22 protein-coding genes, 1 tRNA gene, 1 pseudogene and 1 riboswitch are annotated in these 23,805 nt (G+C 64.6%); all 24 genes and pseudogenes read left to right on the top strand.

Annotated features, from left to right (window positions below):
• Positions 1-66 precede the first annotated feature (66 nt).
• The 24 genes and pseudogenes from ACK28C_RS12290 (at position 67) to csrA (ending at position 23,781) form a co-directional block, all read left to right on the top strand.
• Complete coding sequence (locus ACK28C_RS12290) at positions 67-555, top strand: QueT transporter family protein (RefSeq protein WP_015555789.1); 489 nt, start codon at positions 67-69, stop codon at positions 553-555.
• A gap of 53 nt (positions 556-608) precedes the next feature.
• Entirely contained in the window at positions 609-1,508 is a 900-nt protein-coding gene (locus ACK28C_RS12285; protein WP_208872456.1) for a J domain-containing protein, read from the top strand.
• Positions 1,509-1,634: 126 nt separating this feature from the next.
• A tRNA-Gln gene (locus tag ACK28C_RS12280) sits at positions 1,635-1,708 on the top strand.
• Positions 1,709-1,776: 68 nt separating this feature from the next.
• A complete protein-coding gene (gene glmU, locus ACK28C_RS12275) occupies positions 1,777-3,147 on the top strand; it encodes a bifunctional UDP-N-acetylglucosamine diphosphorylase/glucosamine-1-phosphate N-acetyltransferase GlmU (protein ID WP_409152255.1) in 1,371 nt (456 codons plus the stop codon).
• 23 nt (positions 3,148-3,170) lie between these two features.
• On the top strand, positions 3,171-4,130 hold the full coding sequence (locus tag ACK28C_RS12270; protein ID WP_015555788.1) for a ribose-phosphate pyrophosphokinase: 960 nt from the start codon (positions 3,171-3,173) through the stop codon (positions 4,128-4,130).
• A gap of 111 nt (positions 4,131-4,241) precedes the next feature.
• Positions 4,242-4,892: a 50S ribosomal protein L25 gene (locus tag ACK28C_RS12265; RefSeq protein WP_015555787.1), complete on the top strand. Its 651-nt coding sequence runs from the start codon at positions 4,242-4,244 to the stop codon at positions 4,890-4,892.
• A gap of 23 nt (positions 4,893-4,915) precedes the next feature.
• Complete coding sequence (gene pth / locus ACK28C_RS12260) at positions 4,916-5,470, top strand: aminoacyl-tRNA hydrolase (RefSeq protein ID WP_208872455.1); 555 nt, start codon at positions 4,916-4,918, stop codon at positions 5,468-5,470.
• A 204-nt stretch (positions 5,471-5,674) separates the two neighbouring features.
• Entirely contained in the window at positions 5,675-6,799 is a 1,125-nt protein-coding gene (locus ACK28C_RS12255) for a DUF3084 domain-containing protein (RefSeq protein ID WP_208872454.1), read from the top strand.
• Between the two features lie 50 nt (positions 6,800-6,849).
• Entirely contained in the window at positions 6,850-7,266 is a 417-nt protein-coding gene (locus tag ACK28C_RS12250; RefSeq protein WP_015555786.1) for a GNAT family N-acetyltransferase, read from the top strand.
• A gap of 208 nt (positions 7,267-7,474) precedes the next feature.
• Positions 7,475-7,568, top strand: a riboswitch (THF riboswitch).
• A gap of 83 nt (positions 7,569-7,651) precedes the next feature.
• A complete protein-coding gene (locus ACK28C_RS12245; RefSeq protein WP_409152659.1) occupies positions 7,652-8,872 on the top strand; it encodes a DUF3798 domain-containing protein in 1,221 nt (406 codons plus the stop codon).
• A gap of 372 nt (positions 8,873-9,244) precedes the next feature.
• A pseudogene (gene tnpA / locus ACK28C_RS12240) lies at positions 9,245-9,644 on the top strand (IS200/IS605 family transposase).
• A gap of 133 nt (positions 9,645-9,777) precedes the next feature.
• Positions 9,778-10,038 carry a hypothetical protein gene (locus ACK28C_RS12235; protein WP_015555785.1) on the top strand — a complete coding sequence of 87 codons (261 nt, stop codon included), beginning with the start codon at positions 9,778-9,780 and terminating at the stop codon, positions 10,036-10,038.
• Positions 10,031-10,351, top strand: a complete 321-nt coding sequence (locus ACK28C_RS12230; RefSeq protein ID WP_015555784.1) for a type II toxin-antitoxin system RelE/ParE family toxin — start codon at positions 10,031-10,033, stop codon at positions 10,349-10,351. The genes ACK28C_RS12235 and ACK28C_RS12230 overlap by 8 nt, the downstream gene beginning before the upstream one ends.
• A gap of 28 nt (positions 10,352-10,379) precedes the next feature.
• Positions 10,380-10,607 (top strand): hypothetical protein, encoded by a 228-nt coding sequence (locus ACK28C_RS12225; RefSeq protein ID WP_208872452.1) that lies wholly within the window; start codon positions 10,380-10,382, stop codon positions 10,605-10,607.
• A 45-nt stretch (positions 10,608-10,652) separates the two neighbouring features.
• A complete protein-coding gene (locus ACK28C_RS12220) occupies positions 10,653-11,393 on the top strand; it encodes a helix-turn-helix transcriptional regulator (RefSeq protein ID WP_409152254.1) in 741 nt (246 codons plus the stop codon).
• 241 nt (positions 11,394-11,634) lie between these two features.
• Positions 11,635-13,527 carry an AAA family ATPase gene (locus ACK28C_RS12215; protein WP_409152253.1) on the top strand — a complete coding sequence of 631 codons (1,893 nt, stop codon included), beginning with the start codon at positions 11,635-11,637 and terminating at the stop codon, positions 13,525-13,527.
• 79 nt (positions 13,528-13,606) lie between these two features.
• A complete protein-coding gene (gene rnhA, locus ACK28C_RS12210) occupies positions 13,607-14,086 on the top strand; it encodes a ribonuclease HI (RefSeq protein WP_208872448.1) in 480 nt (159 codons plus the stop codon).
• Between the two features lie 11 nt (positions 14,087-14,097).
• On the top strand, positions 14,098-14,790 hold the full coding sequence (locus ACK28C_RS12205) for a ComF family protein (RefSeq protein ID WP_409152252.1): 693 nt from the start codon (positions 14,098-14,100) through the stop codon (positions 14,788-14,790).
• 150 nt (positions 14,791-14,940) lie between these two features.
• Positions 14,941-15,225 carry a flagellar biosynthesis anti-sigma factor FlgM gene (locus ACK28C_RS12200; protein WP_208872445.1) on the top strand — a complete coding sequence of 95 codons (285 nt, stop codon included), beginning with the start codon at positions 14,941-14,943 and terminating at the stop codon, positions 15,223-15,225.
• 14 nt (positions 15,226-15,239) lie between these two features.
• Positions 15,240-15,695, top strand: coding sequence for a flagellar export chaperone FlgN (gene flgN / locus ACK28C_RS12195; RefSeq protein WP_208872444.1), 456 nt, complete (start codon positions 15,240-15,242; stop codon positions 15,693-15,695).
• 3 nt (positions 15,696-15,698) lie between these two features.
• Complete coding sequence (flgK, locus tag ACK28C_RS12190) at positions 15,699-18,800, top strand: flagellar hook-associated protein FlgK (protein ID WP_409152251.1); 3,102 nt, start codon at positions 15,699-15,701, stop codon at positions 18,798-18,800.
• A 26-nt stretch (positions 18,801-18,826) separates the two neighbouring features.
• A complete protein-coding gene (gene flgL / locus ACK28C_RS12185; RefSeq protein WP_015555782.1) occupies positions 18,827-22,786 on the top strand; it encodes a flagellar hook-associated protein FlgL in 3,960 nt (1,319 codons plus the stop codon).
• 210 nt (positions 22,787-22,996) lie between these two features.
• Positions 22,997-23,482 (top strand): flagellar assembly protein FliW, encoded by a 486-nt coding sequence (fliW, locus tag ACK28C_RS12180; protein WP_015555781.1) that lies wholly within the window; start codon positions 22,997-22,999, stop codon positions 23,480-23,482.
• Positions 23,482-23,781 (top strand): carbon storage regulator CsrA, encoded by a 300-nt coding sequence (gene csrA / locus ACK28C_RS12175; protein WP_015555780.1) that lies wholly within the window; start codon positions 23,482-23,484, stop codon positions 23,779-23,781. The genes fliW and csrA overlap by 1 nt, the downstream gene beginning before the upstream one ends.
• Positions 23,782-23,805: the final 24 nt, after the last annotated feature.

Raw genomic sequence — 23,805 nt, 5'->3', positions numbered from 1 at the left:
CGAAAAATTCCGCTTGACGCTATATAATATCAAGGTTAATGCATGGGATGGGGGAGTGGGTTGAGAATGAAGACGAGAACTCTGGCTTCGGGCGCGATGATCGCCGCCCTGTACGCCGTCCTGACCGTCGCGGTGGCCCCCCTGTCCTACGGGCCGGTCCAGTTTCGCGTCGCGGAGGCCCTGACGCTCCTCCCACTCTATCTGCCGGAGGCGGTGCCGGGGCTCTTTGTGGGCTGTTTTGTGGCCAACGCCTTTGGCGGGTACGGTTTGATCGACATGGCGGCGGGTTCCTGCGCCACCCTCCTGGCCGCGGTGCTGACGCGAAGGGCCTCCAACCTTTGGCTGGGCGCCTTGGCGCCCGTGCTGGTAAACGCGATCGTGGTGGGGGGCATGCTTCACCTCGTCGCGGGGGCGCCCCTGGGGCTGACTGCCCTCTACGTCGGCGCGGGTGAGGCTGGAGCCTGTTTTTTGGTTGGGATTCCCCTGATGAGAGCGCTCATACGGCAGGGCATCCTGTGTGGGAGGCACGGTGCCGGCATCCCATCCGACCGTTAGGGAGAACGGTCGAGACCGCCGGCAGAAGTTGCAGCTTTAGGAGGAAGTGTGCCTTGGATACCTATAAAAATTATTACATGATCCTCGGCGTCGAGCCGACGGCTTCCGCAGAGCAGATCAAGGCCGCGTTCCGGCGCATGGTGAAGCTCTACGCCCCTGACGTCAACGCCAGTCCTCAGGCCCTCGAGCTCTTCGAGGAGGTCCTTGTGGCGTGGAACGTCCTCCGCGGGGCCGCCAGCCGCCGCATGTACGATCAAAGCCTTGGCTTCGGCCAGCAGGGAGGGGGCGCCTATGGTGGCGGGACCATGGGGGGAGGCAACCCCTTTGCCCAATCCCCCTTCCCGTCCCATTCCGCTCAGCCCTCGTCCCCCTTTTCCTCAGGCGGGCCGGGTTCGCCCTTTCAGGGGCAGGCCGCGGGGACGCAGGGGGCGGGATTCCAGCGCCCTCAGGGCGTTAGAGGGGCTGGAACGAGCTTTCAATCGTCCCGCAGGCCCTGGCAGACGGTGATCCGCTCATCCCATCAGGAGACGGAGCGCCAGCGGGCGGCGGAGGGGAGGCGCCGGAAGCAGCAGGAGGAGTTCAGCAGCTACTTCGAGAAGAGGAGCGTCACGTGGGCGCTCTTTCTGTCCTTCCCGCTCCTGATGGCTGCAGCCCTCTTCCTGCTGCCGGAGCCCTTTGCCGTCAGGACCCTGCTGAAGGCGTTCATCTCCTCGCTGCTCTTCGGGAGCTTGTTCTGGCTGTCCTTCTGGGGTCTGCTCTTCTGGCTGCGCCGGTGGTTCTCGGAGGCGAGCCACTGGCCCCTCGTCGCGGCCGCGATCTCGTCCTGCCCGCTGGGCGTGCTCTATGGCTGGTGGGCGCCCTGGTTTTTCCCCCTGGAGTCGGGAGGCCTGGTGTGGGGAGGCCCCTACGCCCTGATCTGTGCCCTCCTGGCGCTGGTCGCCTCCCGTGACTGACGTCTTGAACCCTTTGGGCGCTCTGGTGGGCCCGTGAACGGACCTTGACGTTCGGGGGGCTTTGGGCAATAATTAATCGTTTCATGCTGCCGGCGCCGTCTTGCAAACAGCGTCCGGGCGCACGTTTGGGGTGTAGCCAAGCGGCAAGGCAACGGACTTTGGCTCCGTCATCGCTGGTTCGAATCCAGCCACCCCAGCCAAATTGAATTCCTGACGAGCGGGGAGATATCCCGCTTGTTTTTTGTCCGTCCACGAGTGGGGTGAGGGCGTGAAGAACTTGGGCGTTCTTGTGATGGCCGCGGGAAAGGGCACTCGAATGAGGAGCGCGCTTCCTAAGGTGCTGCATCCGGTACTGGACCGACCGATGCTGGATTACCTGCTGCGGAGCGCCGCCTCCTGTGGCGCGGAGGCGACGGCGGTCCTGGTCGGTTCGGGGGGCGAGCAGGTCGAGGCCCACCTGAAGGAGTGCTTCCCGGAGGTCGAGGTCCTGTGGCAGCGGGAGCAGCTGGGCACGGCGCACGCGGTGCGCACGGCGATGGGCTGGTGGGAGCGGTTCGAGACGGTCGTCGTCCTCAATGGGGACCTCCCGATGATGAGGCCGGAGAGCCTGCGGTCCCTCCTGGAACGCTGCCGGACGGAGGGCCCGGACTGCGCCGTCATCAGCTTCGTCGCGCGCGACCCTGGAGCCTACGGCCGCGTCCTCCGCAGCGAGTCGGGGGTGCGCGTCGTGGAATATCGGGACGCCTCCGCCGAACAGCGCAGGGTGAACGAGGTGAACGCCGGCTGTTACGTCTTTCGGACAAGCGCCCTCAGGGGCGTGATCGGGCGCATCGAGAACCGCAACGCGCAGGGCGAGTACTACCTTCCGGACGCCCTGTCCCTGATGGCGGAGGAGGGGTGCCGCGTCGAGGCCTACCCGATGCCGGAGGAGGAGATGATGGGCGTCAACACGCAGGCGGAGCTGGCCCGCGCCTCGGCCCTGATGCGGGACCGAATCGCCGCGTTCTGGATGGAGCGCGGCGTGAGGATGGCGGACCCCGCCTCGGCCTGGATCGGCCCGGACGTCGAGCTGGCGCAGGACGTCGTGTTGATGCCGAACGTCCAGCTGTGGGGGCGCAGCCGGGTGGGCGAGGGGTCCTTCATCGGGTCCGGCTCCATCCTGACGAACGCGGTGCTGGGCCGCGGGGTGACGCTTGCGGCGCACGTGCTGATCGAGGACAGCGAAATGAAGGACTTCTCGAAGGCCGGGCCCTTCGTCTACATTCGGGATGGGTGCTGTCTTGCGGAACGCGCCTTCGCCGGAAAGTTCGTGGAGCTGAAGAGGACCACGGTGGGGCAGGGGAGCAAGGTGCCTCACCTGTCCTACCTCGGTGACGCGACGTTGGGCCTGGGCGTCAACATCGGCGCGGGGACGATCACCTGCAACTACGACGGCAGGGAAAAGCATCCGACGAAGATTGGGGACCACTGTTTCGTCGGATCGGACACCATGTTTGTGGCTCCCGTGACCATGGGGAACGGCGCGGCTACGGCCGCGGGGTCCGTGATCACGGGTCCCGTTCCCGATGGCGCTTTGGGCGTGGGGCGCGCGCGTCAGCGCAACATCGACGGCTGGGCATCCCGTAGGGCTAAGGATTGAGCAGGGGTAGGAGCGTGTCAGGAATGAAGGATCTCAAGATTTTTTCGGGTACGGCGCATCCGGATTTTGCCAAACGCATCTGCAGCGAGTTGGGCGTCCGGCTCTCCGCCGCGAGGCACTATCGTTTCTCGGACGGCGAGCTGGGGCTCTCGTTGGACGAGAGCGTGCGGGGCGCGGACGTCTTCGTGGTGCAGCCCACCTGTGAGCCCGCCAACGACAACCTGATTCAGCTGTGGATCATGTCGGACGCCTTCAAGCGGGCCTCGGCCTACCGCGTGAACGCCGTCATCCCCTATTTCGGCTACGCTCGTCAGGATCGCAAGACCAAGCCGCGTGAGCCCATTACGGCGAAACTCGTCGCGAACCTCCTGACCCACAGCGGCGTGGACCGCGTGATCACGGCGGACCTGCATGCAGGGCAGATTCAGGGCTTCTTCGACATCCCCGTCGATCACCTGACCGGGATGCCCCTTCTCGCGTCCTACTTCCGCGACAGCCTGTCGGAGGAGATTCCAAAGGGCGAGGTCGTCGTGGTCTCCCCCGACGTGGGGGGCGTCTCGCGGGCCCGCAGCTTCGCGATCATGCTGAAGTCGGACCTCGCCATCGTGGACAAGCGCCGCTCCCACGAGGTGGCCAACGTCTCGGAGGTCATGGACATCATCGGAGAGGTGGAGGGCAAGACGGCCATCCTGGTGGACGACATCATCGACACGGCGGGCACGATCTGCAACGCGGCCGCCGGCCTGAAGGAGCGGGGCTGCCGGCGGGTCTTCGCCTGCGCGACCCACGCGGTCCTGTCGGGGCCGGCGATGGAGCGCATCGAGAAGTCCGTCATCGAGAAGCTGATCTTCTCCGACACGATCCCCATGCCGGAGGCCAAGCGTTCCTCCAGGGTGCAACAGCTGTCCATCGCGCCGCTCTTCGCGGAGGCCATCATGAGGGTCCACAGCGAGCGGTCCGTGAGCAGCCTCTTCGACAATTAACCTGAAGCCCAGGGCTGTTGTATAATCTTGTCCTGTCCGCCCCAGGAGGGGCGACATACTTTTGAGTTTGCAAAGGAGCTGTTGAGTGTGTCTGAGCGAGTAACGCTAGTGATGGAGCCCAGAGAGGAAACCGGCAAGGGAGCGAACGGGAGGCTTCGCAGGAAGGGGTACACGCCCTGCATCTTCTACGGGCCCCAGATGGAGAAGTCCGTCCAGGGCAAGTTGAAGACCCGGGACGTCGAGCGCATCCTGGCCACGGGCCGTTGGGAGTCCATGCGCCTGAACGTGACGCTGCCGGACGGCACGGAGGAGATGTGCATCATCCGCGAGGTGCAGGTCAACCCCCTTACGGACTGCCCCCTGCACGTGGACTTCCTGCGCCTGATCAAGGGCCGCAAGATCACGGTCAACATTCCCATCGAGGTCCTCGGCCGCGAGAGCGCGCCCGGCGTCAAGGACGGCGGCGTCCTCGAGACGCTGCGGGAGGTGGAGGTGGAGACCCTGCCCATGAACATTCCAGACGTGCTCACCGTTGACGTCTCCGCGCTTCAGATCGGCGACGCCATCCATGTGCGCGACCTGGCTCTGCCGGAGGGCGTCGAGCTCAAGGCCGATCCGGATGAGATCGTGGCCGTCGTCGTCATGTCGAGGGGCGTCGGGGAGTCCGCAGCGGCGGAGGGCGAAGAGCCCGCTGACGTCGAGGTCGTGGCCAAGGGCAAGGCGGCCAGGGAAGCGGAGGGCGACGGGGAGAAGTCCGAGTAAACGCCCCTTTGGACCAAGCTCCCATGAAGTTGATAGCGGGGCTGGGCAACCCAGGCGAAGAGTATGCCTTCACGCGGCACAACATGGGCTGGCTGTCCGTGGACCATCTGGCGCAGCGCTTCGGACTGGGGAAGCCGCAGCTGAAGTTTCGCGGGGAGTTCTGGCGCGCCGGCTTCGGCGTCCTCCTGAAGCCGCTGACCTTCATGAACCTCAGCGGACAGTCGGTGCGGGAGGCTTTCGACTTCTACAAACTTGCCCCGGAGGACGTCCTGATCGTCTACGACGACCTGGCGCTTCCCTACGGGGGGCTCAGGCTGCGGGCTCAGGGCAGCGCGGGAGGGCACAACGGCCTGGCATCCGTCCTGGGCGCCCTGGGGACGCTCTCGGTCCCGCGCCTGCGCATCGGCCTGGGCAGCGGTCCGGGCAGCATGGTGAGCCGCGTTCTGGGGCACCTGACCGCCGAGGAGCGCGAGCTCCTGCCCTCCGTCCTGGACCGCGTGGAGGAGGCCGTCGAGGCCTGGCTCACCATGGACGTCCAGAAGGCGATGTCGAAGGTGAACGGCCCTTCGGCCCCTTGAGCCGTCAGCTCTCTTTCGTTTGCCGTGTAGGGGACGGGGTTGCCCGTCCCCTTTTCCGTTCCCCGCTGAGCCGCTGCGAAATAGGCGAAAACAAAGAGGACGCGCCCGCGCTCCGTCGCTATAATTTTCAGAGTATCGTTAAAAGGCTTCTCGATCCCCGCCGCGCGGACCGCGCATCGTTTGACAGCGAAGGAGAGCTCACCGTTGAATTTTTCCGGTTCCGGCGCCAACTGGTTTTTGATCTTATCCCTGATCCTGGGCAGCGCTGCGCTGGCCTTTCTGGGGGACGTCCTTGGGTTCCGGTACGGGAAGCAGAGGATATCCATCTTCGGCCTGCGCCCCAAGCACACCAGCCGCCTGATCACCGCCATCACGGGCGGGGTCATCACCGTGATCGTCCTTGGGGTGCTCTCCGCGTTCTCCCAGGACGTGCGCACCGCCCTCTTCAGCATGAACTACATTCAACAGCAGCTCCTGGACCTGCGCTTTCAGCTGAACCAGAGCCAGGAGATCGCCGACCAGGCCCAGGAGGCGCTCGCCGAACAGCAGGTGAGGATGCAGGTCACCACGGCAAGCCTGGACCTCGCCCGGCTGGACCTGGACTCCCTTCGCAACGACCGCCTGCTCCTGGAGCAGGAGAAGTCCGACCTGACCGCCTCCGTCCAGGGCCTGAGGGACGAGTCGGAGCAGCTGAAGCAGGCGCTTCGCACCATGCGCAGCGGGTCGATCGCCCTGAGCGCCAACGTCCTCCTGGCCCAGGGGGCCTTTGAACCGGGCACGTCCGAGGCGGAGGCCCGAAAGGAGTTGGAGGACCTCAAGCAGAGAGCCCGTGTCGCGGTCCTGGTGCGGATGTCGGAGCTCCTGCCGTCAACCCCGCGGGGCGTCTCCGTCACGTTCGATCCGGTGGAGGAGGCTTCCCTGCTGAAGCGGCTTGAGGACGCGCCGGACCGCCTCTACGTCCGCGCCATCTCCCGCGAGAACGTGGCCTTCGGCGAGGAGGTGAGCGTGCGCTTTGAGGCGGGCAGGAGCCTCCTGATCTATTCCGACGGCGACGTCATCTACCGACGGGTGTACAACGCTCAGGCCCAGGACTTCGACGCGGAGGAGGCGCTGCACGGCTTCCTGCGCGATCTGAAGATGAGCGCCATCCACGAGGGCGTGCTCCCGGACCCGGCCACGAACAACGTCGGCACGCTTCGAGGCGAGGAGTTCTTCGACGCCGTGGAGGCGTTGAGGTCCATCCACGCGCCCGTCATCGTCAACGGCCTGGCGTCGGGGGACATCCACACCGAGGGGCCGGTCAACGTTCGACTTTCCTTTCAAGAATGAGCCGCAGCGCGGCCCCAGACACAAGGGCCCCATGAGGGACGGAGGCCGATATGGAGGACTACCTTTTCTACGACAGCAAATTGGCGGTGAACGCGCGGGAGCTCCAGAGCCTTTATCGTTACACGGAGTGGGGACACAGCCGCTCCGTCGAGGGGATCCAGGCCATGATCGACGGGACGAGCCTCTGCTTCTCGGCCCGGCACGACGACAAACTCGTGGGGTTCTGCCGGATCATCACGGATTTCGTCTACAGGGCGTCCCTGTGGGACGTCATCGTGCACCCCGCGCACCAGGGTCGTGGGCTGGGGGGCGCCCTGGCGGACTACGCCCTGACCCACCCGGCCATCCGCAACATCCCCATCGTCATGGCCTACACCACCGGGTGGATGCGCTTCCTCAGGGGCCGGGGCTTTGAGACGCAGCGGGGCCTGATGATGCTCATGCGCTGTCCGATCGAGTACTCCTGATCTTCCGGCAGCCGTTTGCTGGCGCTCACGGGCTGTCAGTTTTGACGGCAGAGGAGGGCCGGAAGAGCCGATTTTTTTAAAACTTCCTCTGACGGCTTCATCGACTTACACTGCATTTACACTTCCTGTGGATTGGGGACCGGCGGACTCCGTTGACATCTCCTCCCTTTCCTCTTTATAATGATTAGGGCAATTTACGAAGGCTGCAAACAGAGTAGGCCATGCGCGTCAAGTGTCTGCAGATGGGATGTCGCTGTGGAACGAAACGAGGGATCGTACGGTGCATGGTCGCGTCCGCTGTTGAGGTTTGAGCTACACTCATCGCGGAGCGCTGTCGAGGACAGTGCTCTTTTTGTTCGCCTCCATCAATGATGAGGTGATCGTCATGCAACACGTCCGTTCCCGTATTCCCCTCCCCCGCCCCGGCGGGGCACTCCTCCTGGCTGCGCTCCTGCTCTCGACCGTCCTCTCGAGCCCCGCCCTGGCCCAGGCCGATTTCCACATCGGCATCATGACCGGCACCGTCTCGGCGACCGAGGACGCCACCCGCGGCGCCGAGAGCCTGATCAACCAATACGGCAGCACCAAACGCGGGGGCATGATCGTCCACGTCACGTACCCCGACCGGTTCGTCTCGGAGATGGAGACCACCATCAGCCAGCTGGTGGGGCTCGCCGACGACCCCAAGATGAAGGTGATCGTTATCAGCCAGGGCGTTCCGGGCACAACGGAAGGGCTCCGCCACGTCCGGGAACGGCGCCCCGACATCCTGCTGCTTGTGGGCGAGGCCCACGAGGACCTGAACATCGCCGGCACGGCCGCGGACCTGGTGGTGAACGCGGACAGCTTCAGCCGCGGTTACCTGATTCCCCTGGCCGCCAAGCGCGTCGGGGCCAAGAAGTTCGTCCACATCTCCTTCCCGCGCCACATGAGCTTCGAGACCCTGGGGCGCAGACGCGTCATCATGGAGGAGGCCTGCAAGGACCTGGGGCTCGAGTTCTTCTTCGAGATGGCCCCCGACCCCCTCAGCGATGTCGGCATGGCGGGCGCCCAGCAGTTCATCCTGGAGAAGATGCCCACCTGGCTGAACAAGTACGGCAAGGACACGGCCTTCCTGTGCACCAACTACGCGCACATCGAGCCCATGCTGATGCGGATCGTCTCCCTGGGCGGTTACGTGGTGGACCTCTTCTCCCCCGTCATGGGGCTGCCCGGGGCGCTGGGGATCGACCTCTCGAAGGAGAAGGGGAACTGGCCCGCCATCCTCAAAAAGGTGGAGCGCTCCGTGGTGGAGGCTGGCGCCGGGGGCCGCATCGGGACGGGGACGTTCTCCTACGATTTCACTAACATCGTGGCCCTGGCGGAGTTCGGCAAGCGATGCGTTGAGGGGAAGGCCCGCCTGGAGAGCCTGGACGACCTGAAGGCCTGCTACGAAGCGCACACGCCGGGCGCCCGGTGGAGTGCCGTGCACTACGTGGACCCAGGGACCGGCACCTGCCTCAGGAACGTGGTGCTGGTGAACCAGGATATCTACATCCTTGGCCAGGGGTACCTGGGGATCACGGAGGTCGAGGTTCCGGAAAAATACCTCCGGATCGGACGATGAACGCCCTCCGGCAGGGGGAGCGCAGGAGAAAACAAAAAATCCGGGAGCGGCCTTCAGGCCGCCCCTTCCGACAGTGCGACAGGACATCCCGCGACTTTAGCCGCGGGATGAAGAGTCGCTTCACGAAACCTGCGGTCCGCAACGCCGCCAACTCGTCGGCGTTCGCCTTTGTTTTTGACCCCAAACCACAGGCAAAGTTTTTAACGTGCGTCGGAAACCGGTTTTGCACATTTTCTGCTGCACCTGACGGGTGAAAGGTCAGTATCGGCTTAACCTGTACAACGACGGGCTTGAGCGCCGATAAAGCCATCGCAACCTGTGGATTTGGGTTTGATTCTTGTCGTTTATCTACATTCATGTTAAACTTTTTTTATGTCGTCACAACGATGGACGCAATCTAAAACGTGTGTTTTTAATATTGGCTACCACCTCATCTGGTGTCCTAAATACAGGCGCAGGGTGCTGGTGGGCGACGTAGAAAGCAGACTAAAGGAGCTTCTGTATGAGAAAGTCGAAGAAATTGGCGTATCTATCGCAAGATTGAAGGTTATGCCGGATCATGTTCATCTTTTCGTCAAAACAAAACCTGGTAAACGCACCACACTATGTAGTCCAGCAATTTAAGGGCTACACTTCGCGTTTTTTGCGTTTAGAATTTCCCCATCTCTTGAAGATGCCTTCCCTTTGGACGCGTTCGTACTATTGTGAATCCGTAGGGCATATTTCGGAAAAAACAGTGCTTAAATACATTGAGGAGCAAAAGAATAAGTGAGAACCTACGTCTTTAAGCTCTATCAGTCAAAGAGGAACGGACGGCTGCACCAAACGATCGACATCGCCGGGCGTATCTGAAATCACCTCATTGCCCTGCACCGCAGGTATTATCGCCGTTAGAGGTGACGGTAATGTCAACCATCAGACCAATAGAATGTCTTCAGGACACAAACGCCATTGCGGCGCTGTGCCGGCAGAAGGACGAGCCCGTGTTCCTTACGAAGGAGGGGGACGACGGGCTGGTCATCATGACAACGCAGGCGTACGCGCGGCAGTTTTGCCTGCTGGACGTGTATCGCAAACTGGCAGCCGCCGAGCAGCAGCTTGTCGATGGAGAGCCGCTGCTGAACGCGGACGATGTCTTCCGGCGCCTGAGAGAAAAACATGGATGATGAACACTTCCATGTCCGCTTTACCCCATTGGCGTATGAGGACATGGACGAGATTGATGACTACATCAGCGTGACGCTGGGCGATCCAGAGGCCGCTGAGAAACTGTTGAGTAAAATTGAGCAGGAGCTTCAACATCTGACACGTTATCCCAGAATCGGCGCACAACCACGAGACACGTTTCTTGCCTCGAGGGGCTATCGAAAACTAGTCGTTGAAAATTATCTCGTCTTCTACATTCTGCATGAAGCGGAACATGAGGCCGTGGTAATGCGCGTCCTGTACGGCGCCAGGGAATACCGCAGTCTGTTGTGACCTGAAATTCAAACGGAGGCGATGGCCTGTGCGCTGCGCCGGTGGAAGCGTTGGAGGGCGGAGTGCGCTGCCCTTATGCATACTCGAAATATTAAAGAACTATTCCGACGAGGAGCACCCCCTCACGTCGGGGGAGATCATCAAAAAGCTCAAGGCCGACTACGGCCTGAGCGCGGTGCGCAACGCGGTGGGGCGGAACCTCTCGCTGCTCTGCGAGCTGGGCTGGGACATCAGCACCTACGAGGAGAACGGCTGAGGCGCCTACCTGAGGAGCCGGGAGCTCTCGGACGTCGAGCTGCGGGTGCTCATCGACAGCGTGCTGTCCTCCCGGTACATACCGCAGGAGGACGCCCGAAGCCTCATCGGAAAATTGGTCGGCCTGGCCAACCACTACTTTCAGGGCCGGCTTAGCCACGTCCACTCTCTGCCCCTCTGGCCCCACCACCGAAACGGGGCGTTCTTCGAGAACCTGGACCGCGTCGAGGAGGCCATCGAGGACAGAAGACGGCTCCGCTTCATCCTGAACTCCGTCAGCGTCAACGGGGAGCTGGTCCCCCGCGGGGGGCGTCCCTACGTCGTCCACCCCTTCGCCATGGTCTGCACCAACGGCCAATACTACCTGATCGGCTGCTACGACGGCCGAGACAATCTCACCCATTACCGGATCGATCGCATGACGGACGTCGAGGTCCTGGACGAGAGTGCCCGCCCCATCTGGAGCCTGCCGGCCTATCGGGACAGGAGCTTCGACGCCGCGCTCTACGCCCAGGAGCACCACTTCATGTTCGGCGGGGAGCCCAGGACAGTGGTGCTGAAGATGTCCCGCTCCTGCGCGGGAGACGTGCTGGACGCCTTCGGAAGCCGGGCTTCCATGACCCCGATCGACGACGACCTGATGAAGGTGCGCGTCATCGCCGCTCTCGAGGGGATGCGATTCTTCGCCCTGCAGTTCGGCAACCACTGCGAGGTCGTCTCCCCGCGCAAGCTGCGGGAGCAGGTCATGGAGGACGTCAGGAAGATGACCAAACGATACGGCCTCTGAGGCGGCCTTCAATGCGCTGATCCGGCCTCCATCGGCTGACCGCACTGATATCAGTGCGGGGTGCCCTGTATGCTCTTGACCAAACGATCAGGGGTGATGACGATGCTGTTTTACAAGATCGAAATGGAGAGCGACAGGGCCCTGGAGAGCAGCGAGCAGAAGATAGAGGAAAACGCGGGCCAGGATCAAGGAGAGGACGGAGGAGGCGAACGAAAGGTCCAGGGGAGAGATAAGCTTTTTCGTGTCGGAAATCCACGATCGAAAGGTCTCCATCGGTGCCGCGACGTTTGCCGGGATCAAGGTTCCGGACCAGGAGGACCTCAAGAGGGGCCTTGAGCGGTTCTGCGAGAGGCTTGACCTCCACGGGAAGGACGCCGCCTTCGAGGAGATCACCGTGGGGGAGTTCTCCAGACTGCTGTACGGCGCCAATCGGAGGGACTACATCGAGGACGATGACGAATACAAGTCCGACCTCAACATGGATTTTATCGACAGCTACCGCTCTGGCAGCCACAGCGAGGTGCTGATCCCAAAGCCGTTTGCGAAGCGAGAGGCCCTTGTGGAGGCAAGGCGCCTGCTCTGCAGCGCCTCCTTCAGGCCGGAGATCGATCGGATCTTCGACGCCCGCGGGCCGAAGCACTTCGTGGGGCACCCGGTCCATTACGTCGTGACGTCGGACGACCCAAAAATTCGTCAATCCATTCGGGAGCTCCTGCTGGGGGCCCTGCTCCAGAGGCGGCGCCTGTTGGGTAGACGGTACTGCGTTCTGACGCTGGACCCCAACCGGGGGTGCTGTGACGCGGAGTGGCTGCGCAATTTCTACGAGTCGCAGAAGGGGTGTACCCTGGTGCTGTCCCTGACGGGTACGGGCGCCGATGAGGACGAGGACCGCTCTTATGCCGACGCCTCTGGCGAGAACCTCGCGGTCGCCGCCTCCTGCCTTGCCGCGTTTCGCCGCAACACCCTCTCCATCATCGAGATGAGGCGGTCGGACGAGAGGCTGTGCCGCCGGCTGATGGAGGAGCTCCCGGAGATCACGTTCGTCAAGCTGGAGGAGGAGGTCGTGTTCAACAGGGCGGCCAGGGGCTACCTGAGGCGGCTGGCCGAGGAAAACGGCGTCGAGAACTGTGACTCCCTCCTCAAGCGTCTGCCCGTGGCGGAGTCGGGGCACATCACGGCAAACCTCAACAAGACGTTCAGCAAATGGTATGACGATTACCTCAGGACCGAGCTTCACGCCCAGTATCGGGACCTGGCCGCAGGGGCCGGCGGGAGGAAGGTGAAGCCCAGGGGCGACGCCTACAGGGAGTTGATGGACATGGTCGGCCTTCCGGCTGTCAAGGAGATCATCCTTCAGGCCGTCCAGTTCCACAAGGCCCAGAGGTTGTTTGCGGACCGGGGGGTCAGCACCCAAAGGCCGGCGATGCACATGGTCTTTGCCGGGAACCCCGGAACGGCCAAGACGACCGTCGCCCGTCTGATGGCCCGGATCATGAAGGACAACGGGCTGCTCACGACGGGCGGCCTGGTGGAGGTCGGTCGGGCCGACCTGGTGGGCAAGTACGTGGGCTGGACCGCGCAGATCGTCAAAAAGAAGTTCAAGGAAGCCAGGGGATCAGTCCTCTTCATCGACGAGGCGTACTCCCTGCTGGATGAGCGCGGGGGGCTCTTCGGGGACGAGGTGATCAACACGATCGTCCAGGAGATGGAGAACGCCCGCGAGGACACGGTGGTGGTCTTTGCCGGGTATCCCGACCGCATGAAGGAGTTCGTGGAGCGCAACCCAGGCCTGAAGAGCCGCGTGGCCTTCCACGTCGATTTTCTCGACTACACGGCAGATGAACTGCTGGAGATATTCGGCCTCATCCTGAAGGAGAAGGGCCGCAGGGCCGGGCCCGATACCCTGGAGCGTGCGCGGACCCTGCTGGAGAGGGCGACGGCTGCTCCGGACTTCGGCAACGGTCGTTTCGTGCGGAACCTGGTGGAGCGGGCCGAGATGCGCCACGCCGCCCGCGTGCTGGCCCTTCCCCCGGACGCCGTCACGGACGAGTCGATCAGGACCTTCCTGCCCGATGACCTGGAGCCTCCGGAGTGCGTCGGCAAGCCCATGGGGCGAACGGTGGGCTTTGCGTAAGTTCTCCGCGCTGCCGTTGACGGCGAAGGGGGCGAAGGGCTGGAGGACGGTGGGCCGTTTTTTGTGAGGAGGGGTTCCCTTGAACGAGACGACGAGGACGGCGGTGACCGTCTACACGGACGGGGGCGCGTCGCCCAATCCGGGCCTTGGGGGGTGGGCCGCGGTGCTGCTGTCGCCGTCCCACGGCGCGGAGCGCGAGATATCGGGTGCCGAGGAGGACACCACGAACAACCGCATGGAGCTCACCGCCGCCATAGAGGCCCTGAGGGCTCTGAAGCGTCCCTGCCGGGTGGATCTGCACACGGACTCCACCTACCTGCGCAACGCCTTTGAACGGGGATGGCTCGCGAAGTGGCGGAGGAACGGCTGGCGCACGGCCGCCAAAGAGCCTGTCCAGAATCGGGACCTGTGGGAGGCGCTGTGGGATCTGGCGCAGACCCACGAGGTCCGATGGCATTGGGTCAAGGGCCACGCGGCCGACCGGCGCAACAACCGCTGCGACGAGTTGGTGCGTGAGGCCAGGGAGCGCTTTCGGGCGAGCGCGGGGTCCGCTCCTTGAGGCCTCCCGAGGTGAAGGACGGGGCGGCCGCATCCGCCCGCCCTGGCCTCCGCGTCCTGCGCCGTCTTGGGGCGTTGGCGCTTCACGCCCTCTGGCCCGTGAGCTGTCCCGTCTGCGGGAGGCTGGGGGAGGTGCTCTGCTCCGGGTGCCGCGACGCCCTGTTTCGCCCGCCCCTGCCGCGCTGCCTGTACTGCGGGGCGCTCAGCCCCTGCAAGAGGCACGTCAGCGCTCCCCTGATCCGCACCGCCGCCCTCTACGAGGGCGGCGTCAGCCGCGCGATCCTCGCCCTGAAGTACGGGGGATTCCGGGCGCTGGGGTGCCGGCTGGGGGAGGGGATGGCCGCCCTCTGGGAGTCCCCGGCCCCGGACCTCCTGCTCCCCGTGCCCCTGCACCGGGGAAGCCGGCGGGGGTACAACCAGGCCTTTGAGATCGCGAAGGGGATGGGGAAGGTCTGGGGCGTCGGGGTGCAGGAGGCGGCCCGCTGGGCGGTCGCCCTGACGCCCCGGACGGGGTTGAGTCGGGCGGAGCGGCTGTCGCTTCGGCCGGAGGCCTTCGACGTCTCCCCTCGCGTCCGCGGGGCCCGCGTGGTCCTGGTGGACGACGTGTGCACGACGGGGGCGACCCTGGCCTGCCTTGCGCGGGCCTGCGAGGCGGCGGGGGCCTCCGTGCTGGGCGCCTGCGCCGCCGCGGGAAGCGCCGGCTGAGTGGAGCGAGTGGAGCCGGCGGGTAAAGGGCGGGGGAGAAAGCTCCGATACTCTACCCGGAACGAGGCCGTCCGCGCGCAGACCGGGCATGGACGCCCCTGGTGGACGGGCGAATGCGAACGAGGAAGGACGGAAAGGAGCGTGTTTCCTTTGGTAGGAAGGATATACGGACAGTTCGGCTTCGACGCGCCGAACGCGAAGAGGGCGCGGCGGAAGGCCGGCATGGGAGGGACGTCCGTCGGCACGGACGAGGCGGATTTCAGCTCGTTTTCGGTGGAGCTGGCCCGCATCGACGCGGAGCTCAAGAACGTTCCGGACGTCCGGGAGGACGTCGTCGCGGCCTACAGGGAGCAGGTGGAGGCGGGAACCTACGTCCCGCAGCTGGACCAGGTGGCCCGTTCCCTGATCGTGGCGGGGATGCTGAACGTCCGCTAGCGGGGGGCGAGGCCGTGCGCGGCGAGGTTGAGGCTCTGATCAGCGCGGTCCTGGAGGAAGCGGACGCGATCGACGACCTGGTGGAGGTCGTTCGGGATCAGCGCGAGGCCGTGAAGGTGGGGGACGCGGAGGAGATGGACGGCCTGATGAAGGAGATGCATGAGGTCGTCTTCGATGTGCAGACCCAGGAGCTCCGGCGGAGCGACCTGGCGAAGCGGCTGGCGGCGCAGTTTGGCTGCGAGCCCTGCGCGGAGTCCCTGGCCGTCCCCATGGATGAGGCTGAGCGCGCCCTGTTCAACGGCGCGGCGGACCGGCTGACCCAGTCCGTGTTCGTGCTGAAATCCGAGATGGCGATCCTGAGCGGGCTGATCGATCAAAATAAACGGTATACGGCGATGCTGCTGTCGGAGTGGCGCCGTCTCATGGGTGAGGGCGCCGCGGACGCGGGAGCGGCGGATTTCAGGGGGTAGAAGATGCTCAACGCTTTTTCGGGAATCGAGATGGGGAAGAGGGCGCTGAACGCCTACAGGCTCGGCATGCAGACCGTGGGGCACAACGTCTCCAACATGAGGACGGAGGGGTATTCCCGTCAGCGGGTGCTCCGCTCCACGGTGCAGCCCATGGACCTTCCGGGCGTTGGGCAGGTCGGCCAGGGGATGAAGGCCGACGAGATCGTCCGCATCCGGGACCAGTTCCTCGACTTTCAGTACCGCTCCAACCTGGCCACCAAGGGGTATTGGGACACGATCAATGCCGTCTACCAGAACCTGCAAAACTACATTCCGGAGCCGAAGAACAAGGGGCTCAGCGCTGCGATGAACACGTTCTACGCTGCCATGCGGACGCTGCAGCAGAAGCCGGAGGACGCCGCCGCGCGGCGCAGCCTCGTGGAGGCGGCCCGGTCCATCGGCGGGGTGCTGGACACGATCGTCACCGGGTTTGAGACGTACGCGAAGAACCTGAATCAGCAGGTCCTGACCGCGGTCCAGGACGCGAACCAGATCCTGCACAAGATCGCCGCCCTCAACAAGCAGATATACAAGGCCGAGGCGCTGGACCAGAACGCCAACGACCTGAGGGACCAGCGGGACCTGCTCCTCGACAAGTTGTCCGAGATGCTGGACGTCACCCCTCAGGAGCCCCTGCGGTACGGCGACGTGAACGGCGAGTTCTTCCTGACGCTGAACGGGCGCGCCCTCATCCAGGGCGACCACGTCCGCGAGCTGAGGGCTCACGCCTTCCAGTGGGACGGTCAGGTCTACTACGACGTCCAGGTGGCGGAGAACGAGTTCGACATCGTGGAGAACTGCTACGTCGCCGACGTCCTGGCCACGGGGCCGGAGGGGGTGCATCAGCTCACCGTCGACCGCCTCGCGAACGGCAAGGAGTGGGCCCTGGGCGGCGGCGACCCCCTCTGCCTCGACACGCGGGCCGTGACCACCTCCAGGTTTAAGGACGGCGTCATGCTGAGCGACGCATCGGACAAGGCGAGGACGCGGAGCATCACCATCCGAACGACGAAGGTGGACGGGACGCCCACCAGCTTCACCGTTGACATCGCCTGGGATGCGGCAAACTCGAAATGGACCCTGAAGGCGAAGGACTCCGACGGGAACCCATTGGGCACGGACGGTGATTCGGGCGACGCGGAGCTGACCGTTAAAGAGCTGGGCGACTTTTTGAGCAGTGCGATCGCAGCGAGTCCCGACCTCTCGGCTTCCGGACTGAAGGTTTCGCTGCTGCCGGACGGCGTCACACCGCCCACCTCCCTCCGCATCGAGGCGGGCAACGACGCGGACGGCTGGACCCGTTCGCTGGAGGTCCGGGACGTGGGAGGGACGCTGGGGATGCTCTCGCCGGTCCAGGTGGTGAAGAAGGGCAACACCCGGATGCGGAGTCGCCCCATGTCCCCCACGGAGGCCCTCGGCATCAAGGGCTCCTTCCGCATCCAGGTGGGGACCCAGGGCACGCGCGTCACGTCGGGCATCTTCCGGGCCAACGCCGCCGAGGGCTTGAAGGAGGGGGAGATCATCGGCCCCGGCAAGGCGGGGGATCGGCACACGTTCCGCATCGGCGTGGCGGACAATCAGGTGGACGTCACCGCATCCTGGAACGATTCCTCCAAGAGGTGGGAGCTGACGAGCGACGTGTTCGCGTCCGGAGCGGATACGACCCGGCCGACGCCCTCGCCCTATCCCGTCGTCAGCGCCTCGGGCGCACTGACCGTCGCGGAGCTGACGGGTTTCATGAACCAGGCGCTGCCCAGCGGCGGGATATCCGGGCTCACCGCCGTGTCGGGGCCGACTACGGGCACGGCCACGCAGTTCTACGTCGAGTCGAAGGACCACCGCCTGATCTCCATCAGCGACGTGGAGGGCAGCCTGGCGAAGCGCATGGGCATCGTCAACAAGGCGTCGGTGGTTACCATCGACGTGGAGGAGACGGACACGCTCACCACGATCCGCAACAAGATCAACGAGAAGTATCAGGCGGAGCTGGGGATCACCGCGCCGGAGGAGTGGGTGCACGCTTCGCTGAAGCAGGACTCGGACCAGTCCTGGTACCTGACGATCGCCTCGGACGTGCCGGGCGAGGCGCAGCGCATCACGCTGATGGGGGGGGCGGACGGAAACGATCAGGTCCTGCGGCGCCTGGGGCTGATGCGCCTCGAACAGATCGGTACGGTCAGCGCCACGGACAAAACGCCCGTCTACCGCGAGGTCGCGGCCATCAGCACGGTGGCGGAGGACGCCTCCTTCACCTTCAACGGCGTGCGCTACCTCTCCTCGGACAACCGGTTCAAGGAGGCGAGGCGCATCCCCGCGTCGGGAGGGAGCAGCGACTACAGCGCGTCAAAGCTCGCCCAGGTGGAGGAGGGCATGTGGTTCAACCTGAAGCACGCCGGCAGCACGGCCATCACCGTGCGCCACCACGTCCGGAGCGGCACGATCAAGGCCCTCGAGGAGGCCAGGGACGGGATCATCCCCAACCTCCAGGGGCAGCTGAACGACCTGACCTGGGGGCTGGTGAACCACGTCAACGCCTATCAGTATTCCGGGTACGGCATCGGTGGCGACATCACGACGACGGGGGTCGCCTTCTTCAAACCCCTCGGCACGCGGACCAGGGCGGCCTCGAACCTTTCCGTCAACGATGCCGTGGTGGCGGACAACGCCCTGATCGGGGCGGCGATGGGCCGGAAGAACGCTGCGGGGGTCGCCGTGAGCGGAGTGAGCGGCGGGTCGGGTGACGGGAGCAACGCCCTGCGCATGGCGAACCTGGCCTCCGCGCGGGTCCTCAAGGGCGGCACGATGACCATCAGGGGCGTCTACGACGCGATGCTCTCCCAGGTCGGCTCCAAGGCGGCGCACGCGCAGCTGATGAGCACCGCGCAGGACAGCCTGGCCGAACAGATCGGCCTGCAGCGCGAGGCGGTGTCCGGCGTGAACCTGGACGAGGAGCTGATGGACATGATCACCCTCAACCGCTGTTTCGGCGCCATGTCGCGCTACGTGACCACCGTGGACGAGATGTTGAACGCGATCATCAACGGTTTCGGCCTGGTGGGCCGCTAACCGTTCAGGAGAGGTGAGGTAAGGACATGTACAGCCGAGCGACGAGCGTGGGCTCCTACAAAACTCTTTTGAGTTCGCTGCAGGGCAACTACAGGAACATTCAGAACCTCCAAAAGCAGCTGGCGACCCTGAAGAAGTACTCCAACCTGTCCGAGAACCCCTCGGCCATCTCCCGTGCGCTTGAGCTGCAATCCGCCATCGGGGCCAACGAGGACTACAAGGAGAACGGCGAGAACGCCGTGGCGCTCCTGAAGCACGCGGAGGGCGTGCTGGATCAGGTCCTGAACGCGGCGAAGGCCATCCGGACCCTGGTGATCCAGGCGGGAGACGCCGCGCTGAGCAAGAGCGATCGCGAGATCATCGCAAAGCAGATCGAGGCCAACCGGCAGACCATCCTGGACGCCCTGAACACCAAGGTCGCAGGGCAGTACCTTTTCGGCGGCACGAGCACGGGGGAGGCCCCCTTCGTGCTCAACGCGGACGGCACCCTGACCTACCGCGGCACGGACGAGCGCATCAAGTACGCGCTCTCGAACGTCCTGACGGGGGACGTCTCCTTCACGGGCAGCGAGGTGCTTCCGAACAAAGAGAAGGCCTACTTCGTATGCAGCCACTACGTGCCGCTGGACTGGCAGTGGAAGGGGCGCGAGGAAAAGGTCCAGATCACCGTCGGGAACCGGACGATCTCCGTCTTCATCCCGGAGCGCTGGATCGACGAGGTGGCGACGGGGAAGACGAAGCCGACGGACTACAACCAGTTCCGCGACCCCGGCGAGGTGTCGGGCATCAGCCTGGACGACCTGGCGGCGCTCGTCAACCGCTCCCTGGAGGAGCAGGGGGCGGACATGCTGGTCCGGGCGTCGGTGGAGAAGGACCTGGCATCGGGCCGCCAGCAGATGGTCATCAAGAGCCACACGGGCGAAAAGGTGGGCATCACCGGCTGGCCCACCACGGACTACACGCCCATGCCACAGTCCATCGCCGGCATTCAGTTCAAGAAGACCGGGACGACGGCCGGAGGGAATCTGAAGGTAGAAACCCCGAACTGGAACGCCTCCCTGCTGGGCGGCACGGCGGACATCTCCCTGTCCGGGCTGAAGGATAAAGCCCTGACCGTCGTCACGACCGCGAAGGACGGGACCCAGGAGAAAAAGACCTACACGTTTGCGGCGGACCCCGCAAACGTGAAGGCTCTGCTTGATGAACTGAATACGGCAGGCGTTCTCCCCGCCGGCGTCACGGCCTCCAGCAGGAACGGGAAGCTGGTGCTGACCTCCGCGGACGGTAAATCCATCCGCGTGGACGGCACGGCGGCGGAGCAGCTCTTCGGCGCGGCGCGCCGGAGCGAGGCCGCGAAGTACAGCGGCCTCATGGGGAAGGCCAGCGTCCTGGGCTGGCGCGACGACTCGCTGGGCAAGGGCATCACCGTCAACGTGGACGGCAAGGACTACGACTTCGAGTTTGCCGGAATGCGCTCCATCTCGGACCTGGTGGCGGAGATCAACAAGAAGATCCCGGTGGACGCCGGCGACGTGCCCGTGGCCTCCGTCGTCGCGGGACGCCTGGTGCTCCAGTCCTCCCGCGGTCAGGTGACGGTGAAGGACCACGGCGCTGCGGGAGGCGTCCAGCAGCTGTTCGGCGAGGCGGGGCCCGTGAAGAGCTCCACCAGCTCCCTCTCCGTCAAGGTGGGGGACAAGCTGTCGGTGACGGTCTACGTCAACGAGGGCGACACCCTGACGGATGTCGCGGAGAAGCTCAACGCCATCGAGGGCGTCTACTCCCGAACCTCCGCCGACGCGGACCAGCTGGTGGCCGTGGCGAAGCGCGTCGGCGAGCTGCCCGCGGACAGCCTGTCCACGAACGCCGCGGCGGAGTCCCTGCACTACCCCTCCCTCACCATCACGGGGTCCGGAGGGGCGCTGGCACTCTTCGACTTCACCTTCGCCGAGGACGCCGAGACGGGGGAGCAGCGGGGGGTCATCGCCTCCAAGCCGCAGACGCGCCCCGTCGATCACAGCCACATGGACGTGTTCGACGTCCTGGGGATGGAGACGGCCCTGAAGAGCGTGGAGTTCGAGAACGGCAGAACCTTGAAGGTGGGGCAGCTGAAAGACCCCACGAAGCCTTATGACCCCAAGACAAATCCCTATCAGGGTAAGCCGCTGCACTGGCGCGTGATGAGCGGCGGGCACACGGCGGACATCACCCTGAACCCCGGAGAGTACACGATGGACGACCTGGCCGCCCGCATCCGAAACGCCGGCGCGGGTTGGCTTGACGTGACGGTGGACGTGTACAACAAGGACGGCCGCAGCGAGGACGGGACGGAGTCGGGGCTTGGCACCAGCTACAATGGAGAGAAGGCCACGCAGCGCCTTGTCATCCGCGGGCTGAAGGGCGAGCAGGTCCTGTTCCTGGACATGAACGACCAACACTACGCCGACGAGATGGGCCTGTCCACGTCGCTCCGCACGACCCCCGACATGGGAGTGAAGAGCATTGTCTTTCCCGAGGCCCCCTGCGTGGACGACGAGTTGGGGGTGAAGGTGCGCGTCCAGATGAACTGCGGAAAGACCTACGACGTCAACATCACGAAGAAGGCCGTCGTGGACCCCGCCACCGGCGAGGTCGATCGGGTGAAGGTGATGCGGGAGATCGTGAACCAGGTGAACGCTCAGGAGGGGGCGAACGTCATGGGGCTCACCGTGCCGGTGGACAAAAACGGCGCGGAGATTCCGCACTCCGCCTCCATCCACTTCCTGTCGGGTGAGCCCTTCTCGGTGGTGGACCTGCCCTTCTCCGACCCCGAATGGTCGGACTACGCGGGGGGCATCGCGGCCCAGCTCGGCATCCACGGCGGCGTCTCGGCCAACCTGAAGCGGACCGAGGCCCCGATGAAGGACGGACAGAAGTTCGGGGCGTCCGGCGTCCTGCGCTTTGAGAGCCTGGGGCGCAGCGTGACCATCGACGTCTCGGAGAACGACACGGTGAAGGACGTCATGGACCGCCTGCGCTCCCAGGCAAAGGACTGGCTCTACGTCAACTACTTCGACGCTCACCTGGGGCAGGAGGGGCGGCAGAGCGGCGACTACCCCATCCTCTCCATCGCGGCAAAGGACGGCTCGGCGGTCAACGTCGTCGACGTCAAGGGGACGATCGCGAAAAAACACCTCGGCCTCAGCACGGGTATCCAGGGCGAAAAGGACGTCAGCGGCATGGAGTGGTCGGTGGGGGAGACCGAAGGAAGCGTCTTCTCGATCACCGTGGCCGGATACACGCACACCATCGACATGACGGCGATGCGCGACGTGAACGGGAACGGAAAGATGGACGCGAAGGACCTGGTGGCGACCATCAACGCCCGCATGCAGGACTACGACGTCAAGGCGGAGCTGAACGACGAGGGCCGTCTCGTGCTGTGGTCCCCGCGGGGCTACTCGATCAGGGCCGAGGTCACGAAGGTGAAGGCGGACGGCACTCCGATGACGACGGCGGGAGATCGGACGGCAGAGTTCTTCGGCGGGACCGCCAGCGAGGTCAAGACCTGTTATCGGGGCGGGTATAAGCTGGACGATCCTGCCAACACGCGCAAACCCCAGGGGATCTTCGTGCAGAACACGACGAACCGCAGCGGCGCCAACGAGAGGAAGCAGAACGGCTACGAGATGTTCGGCGACGTCACCGCGGCGGTGCGGGCCGGGAACCGGACCGGCCTGAGCGAGGTCATGCTGCCGCGCATCGACGCCTTCATCGACAACGTCCTGAGCGTGCTCTCCTCCAACGGCGCCATGCAGAACCGCTACAAGGCCAACATGGACCGCCTGACGACGGAGAACACGTTGCTGACGGAGACCCACGACGAACTTGCGACGGTGGACCCGGCGGAGATCGCAACGCAGCTCATGATGGCCAACTACGTCTATCAGTCGAACCTCGCCGTCATCGCTCAGCTGATCCAGCCCAGCCTGCTGGACTTCATTCGCTAGGACCTGCAGGCCGCGGAGGGCGTTTGCCCCCTGTGGCTTTTTGGCGGGCGTCCGCGGCCCCTCGCCGGGCTGCGGGGCGCCTCGTGTATAATAGTGCCGAAACGACGGACCGGCGGTCTCGATGGGGCGGTCGGAGGCGCAGGGCGGTCAGGTCTTGTCCGCCCTGTTTTCCTGATTTTTCGTGGCGGGCGTGAAAGTATGAGGATAAAGATGTCAGCAACGACGATAGCGACGGAACGGTTTGGCGAGGTCTCCTATGGGGACGAGGACGTCCTGGCGTTTCCCAGGGGCATTCCGGCCTTTGAGGACCGGCATCGCTGGATTTTGGTGGGGAGCGAGGACAACGCCATCAAGTGGCTTCAGAACCTGGAGGACCCGGCTCTGGCATTGCCGGTGACGACGCCGGACGCGGTGCGCCCGGATTATAACGCGCGCATTCCGGAGGACGAGCTGGAGCTGGTGGGCTCCATGGACCCCGCCGACCTGGCCCTTCTGATCGTGGTGTCCATTCCGGAGGGCGCGCCGTGGAACATGACGGCGAACCTGAGGGCGCCCATTCTGCTGAACCTCAAGACGCGCAAGGCCGTGCAGGTCATCGCGCTCAATGAAGAGTACCCCATTCGCCACGCCGTCTTCCCCGACGACGTGCGCACGAGGATGCGGAGTCAGGCTGCGGCTGCAGGGGGACAGGGCTGATGCTGGTCTTGAGCCGACGCATCAACGAGTCCATACAGATCGGGACGGACGTCGAGGTGATGGTGATCGACGTTCGGGGCGACGTGGTGAGGCTGGGGATCACGGCGCCTCAGGCGACGCAGATCTGGCGCAAGGAGCTCTGGGACGTCATCGTCGCGGAGAACCGGGTTGCGGCGGAGGCGGCGAAGCGCTCCGCGAAGGTGGAGGGGGCCGATGAGACGCCGCAGCTGCCGGTTTCGACCTTCTCGCGCCTGTCGAAGATCCCGACGGTGCGCCTCAGGGAACGGGACGAGGAGTGACGGCGGAGACATCCTGTACTGGAA

Origin of the sequence: Fretibacterium fastidiosum, from assembly GCF_964642095.1 — a bacterium.
GTDB classification, from domain to species: Bacteria; Synergistota; Synergistia; order Synergistales; family Aminobacteriaceae; genus Fretibacterium; species Fretibacterium fastidiosum.
The sequence above is the reverse complement of the archived record's forward strand: the minus strand, read 5'-3'. Positions and strand labels throughout refer to the sequence as shown.